The 18,233-nt window shown below is 65.3% G+C and carries 14 protein-coding genes; 10 read left to right on the forward strand and 4 right to left on the reverse strand.

From position 1 onward, the window contains the following. Positions 1-33 precede the first annotated feature (33 nt). Positions 34-1,050 (forward strand): saccharopine dehydrogenase family protein, encoded by a 1,017-nt coding sequence (locus BLM15_RS03270; protein ID WP_164547384.1) that lies wholly within the window; start codon positions 34-36, stop codon positions 1,048-1,050. After that, entirely contained in the window at positions 1,043-2,050 is a 1,008-nt protein-coding gene (locus BLM15_RS03275) for an NAD(P)-dependent oxidoreductase (RefSeq protein WP_126110345.1), read from the forward strand. The genes BLM15_RS03270 and BLM15_RS03275 overlap by 8 nt, the downstream gene beginning before the upstream one ends. A gap of 129 nt (positions 2,051-2,179) precedes the next feature. Here BLM15_RS03275 and BLM15_RS03280 read toward each other — a convergent pair whose 3' ends face one another. Both BLM15_RS03280 and BLM15_RS03285 read right to left on the reverse strand, forming a co-directional pair. After that, positions 2,180-3,151, reverse strand: a complete 972-nt coding sequence (locus BLM15_RS03280; RefSeq protein ID WP_126110347.1) for a tripartite tricarboxylate transporter substrate-binding protein — start codon at positions 3,149-3,151, stop codon at positions 2,180-2,182. Then, positions 3,148-4,008, reverse strand: a complete 861-nt coding sequence (locus BLM15_RS03285; RefSeq protein ID WP_126110349.1) for a PhzF family phenazine biosynthesis protein — start codon at positions 4,006-4,008, stop codon at positions 3,148-3,150. The genes BLM15_RS03280 and BLM15_RS03285 overlap by 4 nt, the downstream gene beginning before the upstream one ends. A gap of 202 nt (positions 4,009-4,210) precedes the next feature. Here BLM15_RS03285 and BLM15_RS03290 point away from each other — a divergent pair, with 202 nt between their 5' ends. Further along, a complete protein-coding gene (locus tag BLM15_RS03290) occupies positions 4,211-4,990 on the forward strand; it encodes an AraC family transcriptional regulator (RefSeq protein ID WP_164547385.1) in 780 nt (259 codons plus the stop codon). 162 nt (positions 4,991-5,152) lie between these two features. Beyond that, positions 5,153-8,134 (forward strand): tetratricopeptide repeat protein, encoded by a 2,982-nt coding sequence (locus BLM15_RS03295; protein ID WP_126110353.1) that lies wholly within the window; start codon positions 5,153-5,155, stop codon positions 8,132-8,134. 20 nt (positions 8,135-8,154) lie between these two features. Here BLM15_RS03295 and radC read toward each other — a convergent pair whose 3' ends face one another. Both radC and map read right to left on the reverse strand, forming a co-directional pair. Next, positions 8,155-8,883, reverse strand: a complete 729-nt coding sequence (gene radC, locus BLM15_RS03300) for a RadC family protein (protein WP_126110355.1) — start codon at positions 8,881-8,883, stop codon at positions 8,155-8,157. After that, entirely contained in the window at positions 8,880-9,704 is an 825-nt protein-coding gene (map, locus tag BLM15_RS03305) for a type I methionyl aminopeptidase (protein ID WP_126110357.1), read from the reverse strand. Before map ends, radC begins: the two co-directional genes overlap by 4 nt. A gap of 301 nt (positions 9,705-10,005) precedes the next feature. Between map and BLM15_RS03310 the strand changes: the two genes are divergently transcribed. From BLM15_RS03310 to BLM15_RS03335, 6 genes are all read left to right on the forward strand, one after another. Further along, positions 10,006-12,108 carry a TonB-dependent siderophore receptor gene (locus BLM15_RS03310; RefSeq protein ID WP_126110359.1) on the forward strand — a complete coding sequence of 701 codons (2,103 nt, stop codon included), beginning with the start codon at positions 10,006-10,008 and terminating at the stop codon, positions 12,106-12,108. A gap of 77 nt (positions 12,109-12,185) precedes the next feature. Beyond that, positions 12,186-13,346, forward strand: a complete 1,161-nt coding sequence (locus BLM15_RS03315) for an MFS transporter (protein ID WP_126110361.1) — start codon at positions 12,186-12,188, stop codon at positions 13,344-13,346. Continuing rightward, complete coding sequence (fhuF, locus tag BLM15_RS03320; RefSeq protein WP_164547386.1) at positions 13,343-14,089, forward strand: siderophore-iron reductase FhuF; 747 nt, start codon at positions 13,343-13,345, stop codon at positions 14,087-14,089. Before BLM15_RS03315 ends, fhuF begins: the two co-directional genes overlap by 4 nt. 73 nt (positions 14,090-14,162) lie before the next feature. Continuing rightward, entirely contained in the window at positions 14,163-15,014 is an 852-nt protein-coding gene (locus BLM15_RS03325) for an FkbM family methyltransferase (protein ID WP_126110366.1), read from the forward strand. A 128-nt stretch (positions 15,015-15,142) separates the two neighbouring features. Beyond that, the gene (locus tag BLM15_RS03330) at positions 15,143-15,907 is read left to right on the forward strand and encodes a competence/damage-inducible protein A (protein ID WP_126110368.1); all 765 of its coding nucleotides are present in this window, start codon (positions 15,143-15,145) and stop codon (positions 15,905-15,907) included. A 365-nt stretch (positions 15,908-16,272) separates the two neighbouring features. Further along, positions 16,273-18,096, forward strand: a complete 1,824-nt coding sequence (locus BLM15_RS03335; RefSeq protein WP_126110370.1) for a methyl-accepting chemotaxis protein — start codon at positions 16,273-16,275, stop codon at positions 18,094-18,096. The last annotated feature ends 137 nt before the right edge of the window (positions 18,097-18,233 follow it).

Consider the following 18,233-nt stretch of genomic DNA (forward strand, 5'->3'; position numbering starts at 1 on the left):
TCCAATGGCTGGCTCCGTTAAGGAGACCATCAGATGCCCAGCATACAACATCCCGTCCTCATCATCGGCGGCTCCGGCGTCGTCGGCGCACAGGCAGCAACAGCGATCCGCCGCCTGCATCCGGGCCTGCCGGTGACGATCGCCGGCCGCGACCTTGCCAAGGCGCAGGCGGTTGCTGACAGGCTCGGCGTTCAGGCGTTGGCTGCCGACCTCTCCCGGCCTGATCTCGGCCTGTCGGAAGGGGCCCGCTTCAGCGCCGTCATCGTCTTCGTGAAGGACGATTGGAGCCATGCGCTGCGCTTCGCCCAACGTCACGGCATCCCGCATCTCAGCGTCTCCAGCGGCGCTTTCGAGATCGGCATCGAGGCCGCGCACTTCATTCATGCTCCGCAGGCGGCGCCGGTCGTTCTCGCCAGCCAATGGCTCGCTGGGGCGGCGCTGTTCCCGACACTGGACTATGCCAGGGCATACCGTTCGATCGAGACGATCCATGTCGGCGTGCTGCTCGACGAACAGGACATGGGCGGGCAGGCGGCCCTGGCCGATTATGAGCGCATCACGCAGTCGGGCTCGGCGACCTTGACGCTGAAGGATGGCCGCTTCGCCTGGATCGCGGGCGAGGAGGCCAAGGCGCGCTATCGCAGCGTCGACGGCGTCGAGCTTGCGGCCACTGCATATGGGCCGCTCGATGTGCTCAGCCTTGCGACCGCGACCGACGCGAAGAATATCCGCTTCGACCTTGCCTTCGACGTCTCGGCCAGCCGCCGACGCGGCGAGCCATTCTCGACCGAGAGTGTGATCACGATCGAAGGATTGCTGCACTCGGGCGAGCGCGCCACGCGCAGCTACGAGGTCGTCCATCCGCAGGGGCAGGCGCCGCTGACGGCGCTCGGCGTCGCGCTTGCAACCGAACGCGCGCTCGGGCTCGCCGGCGGCGAGGCGCTGAAGCCCGGCCTCTATTTCCCCGACGGGATCATCGACCCCACTTACTACGTCGCCCGGATGAAGGAGTTCGGCGCGACCTTCACGGAGGCCAGGACCAATGGCTGATCCCGCTTTGGGTCCCGTCCTGATCCTCGGCGGCTATGGCAGCGTTGGCTCGCGCACGGCCCGCGCCTTGCGCCAACTTCACCCCGAGCTGCCGCTGGTGATCGCCGGCCGTGATGCGGCCAAGGCTGAGACGCTGGCTGCGGAACTCGGCCATGCCAGCACCGCGCCGCTCGACCTCGAACGCGACGATCTCGGCCTGCCGGCCGACCTCAAGCCCGCGGTCGTGCTGATGGCGGTGTGCGATCTTTCACTGCGCACGCAGAGTTGGGCCGCAGCGCAGGGCGCGGCCTATGTCGCGCTCTCTGACAGCGTGTTCGAGGTCGGCCCGGCGATCGCCGGCTTCATCAACCGGCCCAAGGCTGCGCCGGTCGTGCTGCTTGGGCACAGCATGGGCGCGGTGCCGGCGCTCGCCGCGCTGCATGCCGCCGGCGATTTCGCGCGCGTCGATGCGATCGAGGTCGGCCTCGTCTTCGATCCGGCTGATCCGCTCGGCCTGGCGTCGCAGCAGGACATGGACCGCATCGGCGCGATCGGTCCGGCACCGCTGGTCAAGTCGGAAGGCTTATGGCGCTGGATCGGCGCGCCGCAAACCGAGCGCAGCTATACCGGCATCGATGGACGCGCGCACCAGGGCGCGACGGTCGGCCTGGTCGACGTCTTCAGCCTGTCAGCGAGCGAGGCGAAGAGCGTGCGCGTCGACTTCGCGGAGGGGCAGACGGCGAGCACGCTGCGCGGCGAGGGACCTTCGCATGAGGTGATCATCGAGATCACCGGCCAGCGCAAGGACGGTCGCGAAGGCCGGTTCCGCTGGGAACTGGTCGACCCCGACGGCTATGCCGCGCTCAGCGCCAAGGGCATCGCCGTGGTGATCGAGGGCCTGTTCGGGCTTGCGGGCAAAGAACGGCCGGTGAGCGGCCTGCATCTGCCCGAGACGCTGGTCGACACCGGCCATCTGATGCGGCGGCTGGGCGAGTTCGGCATCGCGATGCGCGAAGTCTGAGCCTCTTCCGTCATGGTCGGGCTCGTCCCGACCATCCACGTCTTCCTTCGGGCAAGCGGTGTTCAAGACGTGGATGCTCGCCACAAGGGCGAGCATGACGGTGATCGCTGCAGGGCCCGTACCGGAAACTTACTGGTTCGGCGCAATCCCCGCGCTGCGCAGGAGCGGCTGCCATTTCGCCATCTCGGCGGCGATGAAAGCGTCCGTCGCCTCAGGCGTCGAGTTCCTGGCGACCGAGATGCCGATCTCCTCGAAGCGCCGGATCAGGGCCGGGTCGGCCAGAGCGGCGTTGGTGATCCGGTTCATCGCGCCGACGATCTCGGGCGCGGTGCCGGCGGGCGCGAGCACTGCGTTCCAGGTGTAGGCCTCGTAGCCCGGCAGCGTCTCCGCCACGGTCGGCAGCTCCGGCAGGGCCGGCAGCCGTTCCTTCGTGGTCACTGCGAGCGCGCGCAAGGCGCCGCCTTTGACTTGCGTGAGAGCCGTCGCGGCACTGTCAATCACGAGGTTGAGCTGGCCACCGATCAGATCGGTGACGGCCGGCCCACTGCCGCGATAGGGAACATGGACGAGGTTGACCTTCGCCAGCTTCGCGAGCAGCTCGGCGGCAAGATGCTGAGCCGAGCCGATGCCGGCCGAGCCATAGGTCAGACCCCCCGGTTTGGCCCGCGCCGCCGCCAGCAGATCGGCCAGCGAGTTTCCGGGGAAGTTCTTCCCGACCAGCACGATCTGCGGGACGGTTCCCATCAATGCGACGCCGCGGAAGTCCTTGACCGGATCGAAGGTCAGATTGGCGTAGAGCACGGTGTTCACGGCATGCGCGACGGTCGCGATCAGGAAGCTGTGACCGTCCTTCGTCGCCGCGGCTCTGGTCGTGCCGACAACCGTGCCGGCCCCGGTGATGTTCTCGACCACGACCTGTTGCGGCAGGCGTTGCGACAGCGTCTCGGCGAGGATGCGCGCGGCGACATCGGTCGGGCCACCGGCCGCATAGGGCACGATGAAGCGGATCGGCCGTGTTGGCCAGGGCGCGGCGTTCTGCTGTGCGAAGCTCTTGCCAGCTGCCAGGGCGGCAATGCCAGCGAGGAACAGGCGGCGGTTCATAGTGGTGTCTCCCCCATGAGTTCAGCCCGGCCGGACAGCCAGCAGCGATCGCCCTCGCGCTCCACCGTGATCTGTGACGGCCGTCCCATGGCCTCGCCTTGCCGCACGATGACGCGAGGCTTCGACGTCAGGCCGAGATCCCATGTGCTCCAGGCGAGCGCCGCGGCGGCGATGCCGGTCGCCGCGTCTTCCGGATAGCCGGAGGAGCGCGGGAATTGCCGGGCCGAGAAGACGCCTGCGTCCGCATCGACGGGGGCGAACGGATAAAGCCCGGTCGAGCCGATCGCATCGCAGAGCGCTTCGATCTGGGCGAAGTCGGGCCGAAGGCCATTCAGAATCTCGATCGAGTGCAACGGCACTAGTGTCTTGATGCGGCTCGTCGCGGCGTTGACCACCGGGTAGTCCAACAGGTGGGATGGGCGCAGGCCGAGCACGTCGAGTACGGCGCCGGCGTCGTCGAGCGCAGCGCTTTTCCCTCTGGGCTGGCTTACGCTCGCCTGCCCGCCATCGACACGGGCCTGAACCGGCCCTGACAGCGTCGCGATCGAGACGGTGCGCCCCGGCAATTCGCCGAGATGGTCGAGCAGCCAGACCGCGCCGAGCGTGGCGTGGCCGCACATCTCCATTTCGTGGTTCGGCACGAAGAAGCGAAAGCGATAGTCGCTGCCATCCGGCCCGGGAAGGACGAAGGCGCTCTCGTGGCCGTGTTGCGCGGCGACCGCGCGCATCGCCTTGCCATCGAGTTGCCGGGCGTCGACGACGATCGGCGCCGGGTTGCCACCGCCCGGCCCATTGCTGAACACGTTGACCATGAAGACTTGTCCGGCGTGCCGGACGGGGATGTGCGCGGATGTCATGACCGGAGCTTGCCGACCCGAGCTACATCCCGCGCGCCCCAACGGGCCATATCGTGCGACCCAGCGGGCCAGAGGCGCTCAACGAGCCCAGTGCGTTTCTCTGGATGTGCTAAGCTGACCCCGCATGCTTCGATCGTTCGAGCACATCCGGCATTCGGCGCCGCCATCGCATCTTCTCGATGCGAGCGAGCAACGTGCTGTCGTGACCGGCGGCGGCCGACACTATCGAACGCAGTGGCATTGGCACGACTGCGCGATGATCCTGGTGCCCACCCGCGGTACGATCGCCTTCAGGGACGAGACGCGCCGGTCGGTCACCTGGCTCAGCGAGGGCCGGTTCGTCGTCGTCCCGAAAATGCAGGCGCATGAGTCGCAGGCGCTCCGCCAGTCGAGCAATCATGTCGCTGTCTATCTGACCGAAGCGGCGCTCGCGCAGTTTGTGCCGTCATGCTCTCTCGAGCGCCGTATCAAGCGGCCATCGACGTTTGCAGCGACGCCCCTGATGCGGACGCTGCTGCGTCTGTGCTGCAGCGACGATCTCGCGCCCAAGGCGGCGCAGGACCATGTGGCGGCGGCTCTGCTGATCGCGACCCTCACCCGCATCGAGCAAGGCGAACCGCTCTCCGGCGCGAGCAGCGATGACCACGGCAGCGCCCTCGTCGCCGAAATCCGCTCGGCCATTGGCGAGCGGCTGGACGAGGATGTCTCGCTTGACGAACTCGCGGACGCATTCGGCCTATCACGGCGGCAGGCGACGCGGCTGTTCCGGCAGTTTACCGGCATGTCGATCGGCGATTACCGAAACCGGCAGCGCATCGAGACCGCACGGCGCCTGCTGGCCGAGTCGACGCTCCCGGTCGGCGAGATCGCCTGGCGCACCGGCTTCGACTCGGGTTCGGCATTGGCGCGGGCGATGCGCCGGACGCTGGGCCTTTCACCCGGCGCGGTTCGGGCGGAGCTCAGATCAGCCCCAGACCCTTGAAGCTGGCACGGCCGTCGCGGCCGACGATGATGCATCGGGGCGCGGATGTCTCGGCGCAGAACCCGAGGAGAAAACTTGGTCAAGCGCTTGCACTGCGGCGTGCGCACAAGACAAACTGTGTAGTTAAGGCTGTCTCGGTGACAAGCCGCAGTGAGGAATGCTGTGTTCGGCCGCATCCTGGCTATCATTCTTCTGGTGTGTTCGTCGATGACGGTGGCCGCTCAGGTACCGGGTTCGACGCATGCTGAGGCTCTGGCGCTGGAACGGGAGAGCAAACGACTGAGCCTTGCAGGGCATCTATCGGAGGCCGAGCGCGTGGCCCTCCAAGCCTTGGCGTTGTGTCCGCATGCTCAGCCCTATGTGGAGGCGTGCATATCGTCGCTGTCCAGCCTACTCGGATCGTTCAAGGCCAAAGCGGGCGCCTTGGCGGAAGCTGAAGTCTATCTGAACGCGTCCTTGGCGGCAGCACGGCGCCATTTCGCACCGAACGACCCCTGGATTGCCCAGCGTCTCCGGCAACTGGGAGCCTTATACCGGCAGCAGCTTCGCTTCACGGACGCGGCGCATGCGCTGCAGCAAGCGGTGGGTATTGTTGAGCTCAGCCAGGGCACAAACCCGCAATTATTCGCGGATTGCCTCGATGAGTTCATTGCCGTTCTCATTCAAGGGAATTCGTTCGAGCGAGCTGCTTCGATTGGGCAATCGGCTCTGGCCGTTTTCAGGTCAGATCGGCGCATCTCGCCGAATACAGCCGTCTCGATCGCGGTTTCTGTCGCAGACGCGTTATTTTACCTCAAGCGATACGAAGAGGCCGAACGTTCTTATTTTCACGCCGTCAACTTGCCGACGGACGGGTCTAAAAGGTCTGAATCCGTTTATTCTCATGCATTGCTCCAGATCGGGCAGGTCATGGCCATAACGGGGCGCCATGAACAAGCGGTCGCTCAGCTCCTCAAGACGGTCACGATGGCCACAGGGATCAGCCGAGGCCGCAACAAGGACCTTGCGCTGGGATGCTCGCTTTTGGCGGACATCTATCTGGAGCGGGGCAATCCTGTTCAAGCCGAGTCGTTCTCTCGTTGCGCTGTTGGCGTGCGTACGGCTCTAACCGGTTCTCAGGACGGGACATTGGCCCCGCTGCTCGTCAATCTCGGCCTCGCTCTTTCGAGACAGGGGCGGCAAGCGGATGCCGAGCCCGTTCTTCGTCAGGCTCTAGCGATCATCGAGAGCGCATCGGCGCCCAACGATGCTGATCTGGTCAAGGCGAGAGCGGCACTCGCCGATATCCGACGTTCTGGAGACGATGCAGGCTCTACGCTGGAGGGCCTCGCCTCGAACCTGCAGGCAGATCGTAGCCGAGACACCGGCGTCTCGATCGCGCAAGTCGAAGCCGATGTTGCCTTCGCGTTGAACAGAATCGGGCAGACGGAGCAAGCCAAGGCAGTGCTCGCCCAGGCGGTTCGATCGGCGGCACTCGACTGGGACCGATTGCCCACGGCCGTCGGTGCGTTGCATCGGACGATAGCCGACGAGCTGTTCGCCCGCGGGGATGTCGCTGGCGCGCGCAGCCATCTTGGATACGCGACCGACCGGCTGATGGCAGAAGCGAACGAGCACCCCTCGGACTACGCAGAGAGTTTGAATGGTCTGGCTCGGCAGCTGGAGAAGGACGGGCAATTCGAGCGGGGAGCGGCAGTCGTCTCGCGTGCGCTGGATGTTTCCGACGCCAATGCTGCGTCAACGAACCAGCGGGCGCAAGAAGCGGCTGCGCTCGCGAGCCGTTTGTATAATCGCGGTCTCTACGAAAGCGCGATCGGGCTCTGGACCAGGATCGCAAGGCTGGCGGAGGCAGCCGGAAACGGTAGCCTGCTGTCGACGGCCGAAGCTAGCGCGGGCGCGAGCTTCTACCAGCTTGGGCGCTCTCGCGAGGCGGCGCTTCTCTTGAAACGAGCCTATGAGCGCGAAACAGCCTCGCCCAAAGCCGATGCGGTGACGATTGCACACTATGCCTCTCAGTTGGCCTTCTCTCTCCTTGCCGCTGGACAACCGCAATCGGCCGAGGAGTTCGCTGAACGCAGTCTTGCCATCCACAAGCGCCTGTTCGGCTCGGACCATCCGGCCACGGCGACATCTTACCATTTGAGCGGTCATGTCTGGCTGGCACGTTTCAGATACGCCGAGGCCGAAACCTTTTTCCGCGAAGCTCTTGCGATCCGTGGGCGCGTGCTCGGCGTCACCCACTCCGACTATGCGGCAAGCTTGGCGGGGCTTGCCTCTACACTTGAAGAGCGGGGGAGATTTTCCGAGGCCGAAACGGCGCGGCGTAGCGCTGTTGTGATCGAAGCATTGTCCAAAGGTGGCCCGCAGCGTGAGGCTGGGCGGCGGCTGGCTGACTTGGCAAGACACCTCTTGCTTCAAGGGCGCATCGCCGAAGCAGAGCAGTTGGCCAGGCGGTCGCTTGCGCTGCTGGATAAGGCGGTCGGTGCTGAGGATCCGACTCTTGCGCCACGGCTCGATATATTGGCTCAAATTGCGGAGCTGCGTGGCGATTACGTTTCGGCTTTGGCGATAAGGCAGCGCATTGTCGCTCTTCACGAACACGCTTCTGGCGCCGATGATTCGGCTTTGGTCGCGCCGTTGCTCGATCTAACCAGAACCTTCTTGCGCCTTGATCGCAATGATGAGGCTGTTGCTTTGCTCGCACGGGCTGAGCTGCTGATCAGGAGCGACCCCGTTCCCAGAATGCCCGAAGCCGACACGCTGCGCGAAACGTCCGTGCTCGTCGATGTTGCACAAGGGCGCCTCGCGCAGGCCGAAGCGAAGGTCCGTGAGGCGCTGGCGGTCAAGGTCGGCATGCTCGGCGAAGATCATCCTCTTCTGGCCTCCATGCTCAATAACCTCGGCTACATTGCAGTACAGCAGCAGCGCTTCGCCGAAGCTGAGCCATCGTTGGCCAAGGCTCGGCAACTTATCGAGCGTATCGGAGGCCGAATGCACCCGGTACTGGGGCCAATCTTGGCCAATCTCGTGCTCGTCCATGAGGCTCTGGGCAAGTCTGTCGAGGCAGCCGAGGCGAAAGCGCAGTTGGAAGCGATCATCTCGGCAATTGGGCAGGATGGAAAGAAACAGATACGCTGGCTTTGATCAGAGGCTTGCCACCGGGTTCAGATCAGCCCCAGACCCTTGAAGCTGGCATGGCCGTCGCGGCCGACGATGATGTGGTCGTGGATGGCGATGCCGAGCGGCTTGGCGATATCGACCAGTTCGCGGGTCATGCGCATGTCGGCGCCGGACGGGGTCGGGTCGCCGGACGGGTGGTTGTGGACCAGGATCAGGGCGGTCGCCGAGAGCTCCAGGGCCCGGCGCATCACCTCGCGCGGATAGACCGGGGTGTGGTCGACCGTGCCGGTCTGCTGCACCTCGTCGGCGATCAGCGCGTTCTTCTTGTCGAGGAAGAGGATGCGGAACTGCTCGCGCTCGGCGAAGGCCATCGCGAGCCGGCAATAGTCGATCACCGACGACCAGGACGAGAGCACCGGCTTCTTCGCGACCTGGCCCTTCATCGTACGCCTCAGCGCCGCCTCGACGATCTTGAGATCGAGCGCGACGCTGTCGCCGATGCCCTTGACCTCGGTCAGGCGTGAGATAGGCGCGCCGATTACCTCGGCGAAGGAGCCGAAATGCTGGATCAGCTGCTTGGCGAGCGGCTTCACGTCGCGCTGCGGGATCGAGCGGAAGAGCAGGAGCTCGAGCAGTTCGTAATCGGGCAGGGCGGCATCACCAGCGTCGAGGAAGCGCTGGCGCAAGCGGTCGCGATGGCCGAGATGGTGCGGCGGAGCATCGTCAGGGGCGGCGGCAATCGGGGCTGACTTGCCGTTGCCGCCGCTCTTCATGTGCGCGGCGCGAGCGGGTTGTCGAGGCCGGCGGGCGAGAGCGTGAAGATCTCGCAGCCCGTATCGGTCACGCCGACCGTGTGCTCGAACTGGGCCGAGAGCGAGCGGTCGCGCGTCACCGCCGTCCAGCCGTCGGAGAGCACCTTCACGCTCGCCTTGCCGAGATTGATCATCGGCTCGATGGTGAAGAGCATGCCGGGCTTGAGCTCGACGCCTTCGCCGGGGCTGCCATAGTGCAGGATATTGGGTGCGTCGTGGAAGACCTGGCCGAGGCCATGGCCGCAGAAGTCGCGCACCACCGAGCAGCGCTCGCCTTCGGCGTAACGCTGGATCGCAAAGCCGATATCGCCGGTCGTCGCCCCCGGGCGCACGGCGCGGATGCCGCGCAGCAGGCTCTCATAGGTGATCTCGACCAGCCGCTCGGCCTTGCGCGGGATGTCGCCGACCGCGAACATCCGGCTGGAATCGCCATGCCAGCCATCGACGATCAGGGTGTAGTCGATGTTGACGACGTCGCCCTCGCGCATCGGCTTGTCGTCGGGGATGCCGTGACAGACGACATGGTTGATCGAGGTGCAGATCGACTTGGTGTAGCCGCGATAGAACAGCGTCGCCGGATAGGCTGAATTGTCCATGGCGAACTGGAAGGCGAGATCGTCGAGGCGCTGCGTGGTGACGCCGGGCTTGACCTCGCCGGCGAGCATGTCGAGGCCGCGCGCCGTGAGCTGGCCGGCCTTGCGCATCGCCGCGAAGGCCTCGGGGCCGTGCAGCTTGATGGCGGGGTCGCGACGCGCGCGCGAGATCGATTCGTTCAGGGTCATTCCGGAGGCCGCTCCTTGATCTTCTTATCTATTGGGTTTGGGCAGCGGTGCAAGGCTGACGCGGGATGGCGTAACTCATGTCCGACTGCGCGGGATCTGGGCGGTCGTGCTGGAAATTGTCGCAATTTGCCCGAAGCAGGAGCAGATCAGCAATGATGATGCCGCATAACAACGTACTGTTTGATATTTTAAGTATATATTCGATGTGTTGATCTGTAATAATTCAAAACTATAATATATTGACCTGTGTAGTTTCGATTGTTAGGCCGCGTTCGTCGTTTCCTGCCGAGAGTCGCGTGCCGTGAATATTCGCTTTACCCTGCTGGGCTCGTCCGCGCTTCTGTTTGCTCCCATCGCCGCTTTGGCACAGGGAGCCGATGGTCGGCAGATCCAGCTCGACACGATCGTGGTCGAAGGGCAGGGCTCCGGCGAGAAGGGCGTCTTCACCGCCAACGGCTATGTCGCGACCTCGGGCCGCAGCGCCAGCAAGACCGACACGCCACTGCTCGAGACGCCGATGTCGATCTCGACGGTGACGCAGACGCAGCTCGAGCAGCGCAAGCCGCAGAACCTCCTGGAAGCGCTGGCCTATACGCCGGGCGCGCGCATTGGCACCTATGGCTTCGATCCGCGCTACGACGCTTTCACCATCCGCGGCATCGACGTCACCCACAACGCCGTCTTCCGCGACGGGCTGCGCCAGATCGGCAGCCCGAACGGGTTGATGCGGCTCGAACCCTACGGGCTGGAAGCGATCAGCGTGCTGCGCGGGCCGGCTTCCGCCATCTACGGCGCCAGCACCAGCGCCGGTATCGTCGACCTGATCTCGAAGCGGCCGACCGAAACGCCGTTCCGCGAGATCGAGGTCCAGGGCGGCTCCTTCGGCCGGAAGCAATTCAATTTCGACTTCTCCGGCCCGGCCAACGCGGAGGGGACGCTGCTCTACCGGGTGACCGGCGTCATCCGCGACGCCAAAGGCGACATCAGCGCGATCAAGGACGACCGCATCTTCATTGCGCCGGCGCTGACCTGGAAGCCGAACGAGGCGACCAAGCTCACCGTGCTCGGCGAGTACATGGATTCGACCACGGGCGGCACGGCGGCCTATCTCAATCAGTACGGCCCCTATGTCGACCGCCAGGGCAATGTGCTGTCCAAGACGCTTGGCGCGACCAAGCTCTATGTCGGCGACAAGCGCTACAATGATTTTCGCCAGCAGCAGGCGCGCATCGGCTACGAGTTCGAGCACAAGTTCGACGAGGTCTTCACACTGCGCCAGCGGGCGAGGTACCAGCAGCTCGGCAACAACCAGCAATATGTCTATTTCGACCCCGGCCTGACCCGCGAGAACACCGCCGGCTTCTCGGTCGATACCTCGCTGGAGGCGAAGGTCCGGACCGGCGCGCTCGACCATACACTGCTCGCCGGCGTCGATGTCAGCCGTCTGCACTACAAGAACAAGGAAGCCTTCGGCGGCGTGCCGCTCGGCTACAACCCAGCTTTTCTCTGGCGGACCGAGCAGACGCTGACTACGACAGGCGTCTATCTGCAGGACCAGATCAAATGGGGCGGCTGGCGCCTCTCCGCCGGCGTCCGCAATGATTGGGTCGACAGCAAGTTCGAGGCGGGCGCTGCTGGCGCCGTCCCGACCGAGAGCAAGCGCACCGACGGCAAGTTCACCGGCCGGGCCGCGCTGTCTTACGTCACCGATTTCGGCCTTGCACCCTATGTCAGCTACGGCACCTCCTTCGTGCCCAATCCGGGCACGGTGCTGAACGGCGGCGTCGCCCAGCCGACGAGCGGCAAGCAGGCCGAGCTCGGCGTGAAATACGACCTGCCGGGCTACAATGCCTCGCTGCGCGCGGCGGTGTTCAACATCCGTCAGGAGAACGGGGTGGTCTACGAGGTCGTCGACGGCCTCAACCGCCAGGTCCAGCTCGACCTGCGCTCCAGTGGCTTCGAGATCGAGGGCGTCGCCTCGCTGGCGAACGGGCTGAGCCTACAGGCCTCCTATTCCTACAATGACGCCCGCATCAAGAAGCTGACGGTGGAGACGGTCGGCAACCGCCTCTCCAGCATCCCCTATCACATGGCTTCACTCTGGCTCGACTACACCGTCCAAAATGGACCGGTGCGCGGGCTCGGGATCGGAGGCGGCGTGCGCTATGTCGGCTCCAGCCTCGGCGACAATCTCGGCCGGCCGGTGATCGACAACAAGGCGCGCACCTTCGTCGACGGCTCGATCCGCTACGACCTCGAAAACCTCAGCCCGCAGCTCAAAGGCATGCGGCTGCAGGTCAACGCCACCAACCTCCTGAACGAGGTCCAGCAGACCTGCACCGCCGGCTACTGCTATTTCGACGAGGGACGCAAGGTCATCGCCAGCCTGCGCTACCGCTGGTGAGGACGCTCGTGCTGTCGCCGGCGGCGATCGTTCTTGCGATCGGGGGCTTGTATGTCGGCCAGAGCATCATTGGGGGGATGACCTTCATCGCCCTGCCGAGCGTGCTGCGCGAGCGCGGCCTGCCGCTCGACCAGATCGGCCTGACCTATCTCGCCGTGCTGCCCTGGGCCTTGAAGTTCCTGTGGGCGCCGGCGGTCGAGCGCTACCGTTTGCCGGGCACCGGTCCTGCGCGCTCGCGCAGGATCGTGCTGGCGACGACGCTGGTTTCGGCCGTCGGGCTCGTCGCAGTCGGCCTGATCGGCCCGGTCGCGTTCGTGCCGCTGATCGCCGTGTTCGTGCTGATCGCTTTCTCCGCTTCGACCGGTGACATCGCCTGCGACGGCCATGCGGTCGAGACACTGGCGCAGGCGCATCATGGCTGGGGCAACGCTGCCCAGGTCGGCGGGGCCTATCTCGGCTCGGCGCTCGGCTCCGGCCTGTTTCTCGTGCTGGTGGCGCGGCTCGACTGGCAATTCGCCACCTTCGCCATGGCGGGGCTGCTCGTCCTGCTCGCGTTGCCTTTCCTGCTCTCGCCGACTCCTGCAGCTCCGGCACGGCGCATGCATCAGCCTTCGCTGAAGCAGGCCCTGCGTCGACCCGAGATGCGCTCCGGTCTCCTCCTCGCCGCCATTTACGTCCCCGCGCAGAAATGGGGCGTCGCGATGCTCGGACCCTATCTGGTCGACAGCGGGCTCGATCTGGCCTCGCTCGGCCTCGTCAACGGCCTTGGCGGCCTTGCCGTCGGCTTCGCCTGCGCGCTGCTCGGCGGGGCGCTGGTGCGGCTTCTCGGTGCACGCAGCGTGCTGGTCCTGGCGCTGCTGCTGCAGGCCGCTTCGCTTGCAGGCCTCGCCTTCGCTGCCTGGCGCGGACTGCCGCAGCCGATCGTGTTGACGCTGGCGCTGGCGAGCTCGTCCGGCATCATGGCGCTCGGCTTCGTCGCACTCTATGCCCGCTTCATGGCGCTGTCCGATCCGCGCCAGGCCGGCGTCGACTTCACCCTGCTGCAATGCATGGACGGGCTGGTCAGCATGGCCGGCGGCATCGGCGCCGGCTGGGTCTCCCAGCATTTCGGCTACAGCGTCTGCTTCGTTCTTGCTGCCATTGTCGCCCTGGTTGCAGCACCCCTGGCGGCGCTGCTTGGCGGATGGTCTGCGACTTCGCAGCAGCCGGCGGCCCAGGAGCAGGCGGCGCTCGGATGAGCGAGGCCCGGCCGCTGCCATCCTTCGTCTCCCGCTTTCCGGAGGCGCTGGCCTGGTACCGGGACAAGCTCGTGCTGCCCGGCGGAGCCGCGGAGGTCGTTTCCGGGCAGAATCTGCTCGCGGGCGCGGCCGACGGGCTGATGGCGCGCTTCGCCGTGCTCTATCCGGACAGCGACCGGCGTGCGCTGGTCTCGATGTGGACGCAATGGCATTTCGGCGCTTTGATCATTCCAGCGACGGTGGTGATCCTGCTGTGCGATCGCGACCTGCCGCTGGAACTCGACCAGATCGCGATTGTGCCGCAGGACGTCGGGCTGACGAGCGCCATCGCCATTCCCGACGAAGGCGGGCGACGCGTTGACGGCAGCGATCCCTTCGCGCGCCTGTTCGAGGGCCATGTCGCGCCGCTGATCAGCCATCTCGCGGGGCAGTTCCGGGTGTCGCCGCGGCTGCTCTGGGCCAATGCGGCGGCGATCTTCGAATGGACGCTGCAGCAATTGCCGGCCGAGCTCGCCGATGCGCAGGCGCTGGCGGCGGCGCGCCTGCGATTGGAGCGGCCGCTGGAGCCGGACGGGCGCCGCAATCCCATGTTCGAGGCGGTGCGTTACCCCGTCGAGCAGGGCGAGCCGATCAGACGCCGCAAGCTCTGCTGCCTGCGCCATCTGCTGGCCGGGGTCGCCGATTGTGGCAGCCTTTGCCCGTTGCATGCGGGTTGTACTCTAGCGACGAGCGATGCGGCCTGACATCGCCTTGGCTCTACGCAAGCATCGATCAAGCCGCTGGCGCTGCCAACGCTTGGGGTGTATCAGCCCGCCAATGGCATTCAATGAGATCAGATCGACCGAGGACCAGCCCTTCGGCACCTTCGCGCCGCATGGCAGCATCGCGCGCATCATCGGCTGGACGCGCTGCGCCTCGGGCTCCTTCCTTGGCCGCAAGTTCGCCTTCGCGCTGCGTCGCCTCGGGCTCAACCGGCTCAAGGGCCAGCCCGTCGACATCGAGGCGCTCGGCGCGCAGATGCGGCTCTATCCGGAGGGCAATGTCTGCGAGAAACGGGTACTGTTCACACCGCAGTACTTCGACGCGCGGGAACGCGAGCTCCTGGCCTCGCGGATTCGCGACGGCTTCTGCTTCATCGATATCGGTGCGAATATCGGCGCCTATTCGCTCTTCGTGGCGGCCCGCGCCGGCCGGGGCGCGCGCATCCTGGCGGTCGAGCCGCAGCCCGACATCTTCGCGCGGCTGACCTACAACATCGCCCAGAACCCGTTCGGCACGGTCAAGGCTGTCGCCTGCGCGCTCGCCGACAAGCCGGGCGAGCTGACGCTGTTCCTCGACCCTGCGAACAAGGGCGAATCGAGCGTGCGCATCCTGCGTTCCAGCAATGCGAACTCGGTACGCGTTCCGGCGACGACGCTGCTCGCACTGATGCAGGGCGAGGGCTATGAGCGGCTCGATGCGGTCAAGCTCGATGTCGAGGGCGCCGAGGACCTGATCCTCGAACCTTTCCTGCGCGATGCTCCGGAAGCGCTGTGGCCGGGCTTCATCATCGTCGAGGATTCGCGCGGGCGTTGGCAGAGTGATCTGCCGGCGCTGCTGGAGAGCAAGGGCTACAAGCTCATCGCTCAGACCCGGCTCAACCTCGTCTACGAGCGCACGACCTCGTGATACGCCGCGCCGCGCGCGCATAGCGGCCCCGACTGGCGCGCCGCTTGAGCGGTCGCGCGCAAGCAGCTTAGTTTGCTTGCGTATCGGGGCACGCATGCGGCGTTTTTTCGAACAGCAGGACAATGCCCATGACGGCAGCGCCATCGCCCGCCTTTCCGCCCGTCATCACCGCCGCGATCCTGGTGATCGGCGACGAGATCCTGTCCGGCCGGACCAAAGACAAGAACATCGGCTATATCGCCGAATACCTGACCAATATCGGCGTCGAGTTGCGCGAGGTCCGGGTCGTGCCCGACCTGACCGACGAGATCGTCTCGGCGCTGAACGCGCTGCGTGCGCGCTACACCTATGTCTTCACGACCGGCGGCATCGGCCCAACCCATGACGACATCACGGCGGACGCGGTCGCGGCCGCCTTCGGCGTGCCGATCGACCATGATCCGCGCGCCGTCGCCATGCTGCTGGAGCGCTTCCCGCAGGATCAGCTCAACGAAGCGCGGATGCGGATGGCGCGAATTCCGGCCGGCGCCGATCTCATCGCCAATTCGGTGTCGAAGGCGCCGGGCTTCAAGATCGGCAACGTCCATGTCATGGCCGGCGTCCCGGCGATCATGCAGGCCATGCTCGATGTTGTCGCGCCGACATTGAAGACCGGCGCCAAGATCCTGTCGGAGACGGTGAGGGCCGGCCTGAAGGAAGGCGATATCGGCACGCCGCTCGCCGAGATCGCGAAAGCCCATCCCGACTGCTCGATCGGCTCCTATCCGTTCTGGTCCGAGACCGGGCCGGACACCAACATCGTCATCCGCTCGCGCGACCCGGAGAAGCTGATGATGGCGGCGTCGGCCGTGCAGGAGATGGTCGAAACCGAGCGGAAGCGCCTTAACGGTTAGGTTGCATAATGAAATATATACAATCTATAGGCTGTGTCTTTCAGATTTCTAACGCCGTTCAAAGTTGAATCGGGTAACAGTTTGGAATAATTCGCAAGTATCTCTAAGGCATGACTAGAGGGATTTCTATTTGATGTGGGGAGTTTTCATAAACTTAGTCTGCTAACAATTGTGGATGTATTCGATTTCATTGAATGTATTCAGTTTGCGGGTGACGATTGATTTATAGTAGTGTTTTGAGTTTCCCTAGCGTCATCTTGATTTTTAACTTAAGATCCGCCTTCGCTTAGTGAGTCGTAAACCATTATCGGCCATTCTGATCTTGCGGGCCAGGAGTTCGCGGAGCTGAATGCGGGGGATGGGGCATGCGGCTAAATCCATTTGGGAGCGGCGTTTCGCGCCGCGAGATCGAAGGCGAGATGGCGGCGCTCAATCGCGCCATGGCGGTGATCAGTTTCAAGCTCGACGGCACGATTCTCGATGCCAACGAGAACTTCCTGAAGGCGGTGGGCTACACGCTGGACCAGGTGCGGGGGCGCCATCACAGCATGTTCGTCTTGAAGGAGGAGGCCGCGAGCGCCGAATACAAGGCGTTCTGGGAGCGGCTGCGGCAGGGTGAATACGATGCGCGCCAGTTCTTGCGTGTTGCCGCCGATGGCAGCGAGTTCTGGATCGAGGCGAGCTACAACCCGGTCTTCGATTCCCGCGGCAAGCCGGTCAAGGTGATCAAGTTCGCGACGGTCGTTACCGATCAGAAGAACCGCGAGGCCGATCTGGCCGGGCAGGTCGCCGCGATCCGCAAGGCCATGGCGGTGATCGAGTTCACGCTCGACGGCCATATCCTCGACGCCAACGAGAACTTCCTCGCCGTCACCGGCTATGCGCTCGACGAGATCAAGGGCAAGCACCACGCCATGTTCTGCGACGCCGATTATCGCAGCTCGGCGGATTATCGCGCCTTCTGGGCGAAGCTCGGCCGCGGCGAATACGATTCCGGCCAGTACCAGCGCTTCGGCAAGGGCGGCCGCGAGGTCTGGATCCAGGCGAGCTACAACCCGATCATGGATGCCAAGGGCCGGCCGCTGAAGGTGGTGAAATACGCCACCGACATCAGCGAGCAGAAGGCGGCGCGACAGCTCGCCAAGGCGGTCGGCGAGGCGCAGGCGGTGATCGGCCGGGCCAAGGGCAAGGATTTGACGAGCCGGATCGAGATGGCCGGCAAGGAGGGCGAGGTCGCGGTCCTTTGCGGCGGCATCAACGAATTGATCGAGACGATGGCGGAGGTGATCGGCGCCGTCGGCACGATCTCCGGCAAGGTCGGTGTCGCGGCCGACCGGATGGCGAGTGAGAGCCTCGAACTCGCCGAACGGGCCGAGGCCCAGGCTTCGAGCCTGCAGGAGACGGCCGCGACGACCGAGGAACTCGCCGCCTCGATCAAGACCAGCGCCGGCAATTCGCGTCAGGCTGCGGCGCTCGGCGACGAGGCCAAGGCCGTGGCCTCGCGCGGCGGGGCAATCGTCGCCGATGCCGTTGCGGCGATGGGCCGGATCGAGCAGGCTTCGACCTCGATCGCCGACATCATCTCGATGATCGACGAGATCTCGTTCCAGACCAATCTGCTCGCGCTCAATGCTGCGGTCGAGGCGGCGCGGGCTGGCGATGCCGGCCGAGGCTTTGCTGTCGTCGCCTCGGAGGTGCGGGCGCTCGCCGGGCGCTCCAGCGAATCCGCCAACGGCATCAAGGCGCTGATCGCCAATTCGAGCCAGCAGGTCCGCTCCGGCGTCCAGCTGGTCAAGGATACCGGCCGGACGCTCGAGGAGATCGTCGATGCGGCGAACCGTGTCGCCGGCACCATCGCCGAGATCTCGAGCGCGGCGACGGAGCAGGCCAATGGCGTCGAGGAGATGGCCAAGACCGTTGCCCATATGGACGAGATGACGCAGCAGAATTCGCTGATGGCCGATTCGAGCTCGAAGCTGTCGCGCGACCTGCAGGCCGAGACGCAGGCGCTGGCGGCGTTGGTCGGCGCCTTCCGGCTTGGCGGCAGCGACCAGCCCGCAGCGCTCGCAGCAAATCTGCGCTCGGTGCTGCCGGCGATGAAGGCGGTGGCCGCGCCGGCGAAACCGGTGCCGCTCCCGCGCGCCAGAGTGGCGGGCGGCCGGGGCGACGACGGCTGGGCCGAGTTCTAGAGCCGGATCCGATCAGGTTGACCCAACCTGATCGGTGAATCCGTCTCTACACTTTGAGTTAGAGCCCACATCGACACCGCGCGGCGGGGATTGTGGCCGCGCGGCTCTTGCCAGCCTTCGCCGAATGCGCTTTGCGG

Source organism: Bosea sp. Tri-49, from assembly GCF_003952665.1.
Classification (GTDB): Bacteria; Pseudomonadota; Alphaproteobacteria; order Rhizobiales; family Beijerinckiaceae; genus Allobosea.